The 2,316-nt window shown below is 75.9% G+C and carries 1 protein-coding gene; it reads left to right on the plus strand.

Annotated features, from left to right (window positions below; all coding sequences use genetic code 11):
- Window positions 1-14: 14 nt before the first annotated feature.
- Entirely contained in the window at window positions 15-1,847 is a 1,833-nt protein-coding gene (locus ACFRMQ_RS35965) for a sugar-binding protein (protein ID WP_380735031.1), read from the plus strand.
- The last annotated feature ends 469 nt before the right edge of the window (window positions 1,848-2,316 follow it).

Below are 2,316 nucleotides of genomic sequence, written 5' to 3' on the forward strand. Positions count from 1 at the left end.
GGAACGCACGCACCGTGACCCGGAACCCGTTTCGGCGGTCCTGGCCCGCCGTCCTCGTCGCTGTGGCCACGGCCTGCGCCGTCGCCCTCGCCGTGCCCGCGGAGGGCGCGGCGGACCGCTCCGCCACCGATGCCGCGGCGCCCGTCGGACGGGACCCGGCCCACACCGACGTCCTGTTCATCGGGGCCCACCCGGACGACGAGTTCCAGTCGCTGGCCACCTTCGCCCAGTGGCGGGAGCGCGGCGGGCGGCGCACCGGGGTGGTGACCGTCACGCGGGGCGAGGGCGGCGGGAACGCCGTCGGGCCGGAGGAGGGCGCCCGGCTCGGCCTGATCCGTGAGACGGAGGAACGGGAAGCAGTCGGCCTCGCCGGAATCGACAACGTCTTCTACCTCGACAAGCCGGACTTCTGGTACACCCTCTCCGCCCCCCTGGTCTCCGCCGTCTGGAACCGGGCCCCCGGACAGCCCACCGACACGCTCGAACGGATCGTCCGGCTGCTCCGCGCGACCACCCCGGCCACCGTGGTGACGATGGACCCGCGTCCCTTCGACCAGCACGGCGGGCACCAGGAGGCCGGCCGGCTGGCCGTCGAGGCGTTCCGGCTCGCCGGCGACCCGACGGCGTTCCCCCGGCAGATCACCGACGAGGGGTACCGGCCGTGGCGGCCCTCCCGGTTGCTGGCCCAGAACTGGGGGTTCGACGGGCCCGTCGGACCGTCCTGCGCCACGGCCCGGCTGACGGATCCGCACACGGGGCTGCCGGTGGAGGGCGTGTGGACCGGCGCGCGCTCCGCCTCCTCGGGCGAGACCTTCGCCCAGGTCGAGCGCGACGCCGCCCGCAGGTACGTGACCCAGGGTCTCGGCTCGCTGCCCGCCACGGTCGAGACCCCGCCCGGACGGCTGCCCTGCGAGTGGTTCACCGTCCTCGCCCGGGCCGGCGAACCGGTCCCCGCCACCGTCCGGGGACAAGCGGGGCTGAAGCCGCTGTACGCCGAGTTCCGCGACTGGACCCGGCGGGTGAGGATGCCCTGGCTGGCGAACGAAGCCCAGCCCGACTACCCCGCCGCTCCCGCGACCGACGTCCCGGCACTCGACCGCCCGCCCGTCGTCGACGGCACCGCCGGCCCCGGGGAGTACCCCGGGCCCGAACACCCGCTGCGGCACTGGGCCGGCCAGGACTGCGCCCCCGCCGACTGCTCCGCGACCGCCCGCCTCTCCCGGCACGGGGACGACCTCTACGTGCTCGTCCAGGTCACCGACGACCGGATGGGCAGCGCCCTGGACGCCCGGAACGACTGCAAGCGGCACTGGCGCACCGACGCCGTCGAGATCGCCATCGATCCGCGCGGCGACTCCGACGACACCTCGACCACGTTCAAGACCGGCATCCTGCCGTTCACCGCGAACGACGGCGGCCCCTGCGCGGAGCGCGACGCCGACAACCGGCAGGGCCCGGCGGACACCACCGCCCCCGGGCTGGCCGTCGCCTCCCGGGTCACCGCGCCCTACCGCGGCTACACCGTCGAGGTCCGGATCCCGCTGTCGGACCTTCCGGCCGCCGTCGACCCCGAGCGGATGACCGCGAACGTCCTCGTGTACGACTCCGACACCACGGACAAGATCGGCGGGAGCCGTCTGGCCTGGTCCCCGTTCGGCAGTGCCCAGGCGGACCCGTACGTGTGGGGCACCGTGCGCCTGCCCGGCTACACCCCGCCCCCGCGCGGGCCGGCCTCGGCTCCGCGGATCCCGACGGAGGCGGCCCGGAGCCAGGATTCACCCGCCTCGGTCACCCAGTCCGAGCGCCTCGGCGTACCGCTCGCGGCGGGGCCGCGCCTTCCCCGCTGATCCGTTCCCGGCCGGCGGGCCGCGCGGTGCGGGACCGGTGGAGAAGGGGCGGTGACGGGAGGAGCGCATCCTCGGTGGCACGGCCATGCCCGGAGGCCGGTGTGCCCGTGCCGCCCACGTCACCCGGGGCATGTCGCCGTCCCCGCCGATGCTCAGGGCCTCGACGCCCCTCAACCCCCGTCCGGCCCCCGTCCGGCCCCTGGCTCGGCCGCGGCCGACCGGACCGGGTGCCCTGCGGGGAGGAGCGAAAGGGGCCGCACCGGACGACGGGTACCCGATCGGGTACCCGCTGGTAGCTGATGCGGGGGGACCGGGTCGAGGGACCCGATGGCCCCTTGGCGCTCGGGCGGGCCACCGGGAGGCTGACACCCGTCCGTCAACCGTCCGTGCGAGACCGGGTCCCCGCCGGGGCTTCCGCGCATCGAATCGAGGTCACCATGGCCGATCCGGCCGAGTCGCAGACGAGCGG

It is taken from the genome of Kitasatospora sp. NPDC056783 (assembly GCF_042789895.1).
Lineage (GTDB): Bacteria > Actinomycetota > Actinomycetes > Streptomycetales > Streptomycetaceae > Kitasatospora.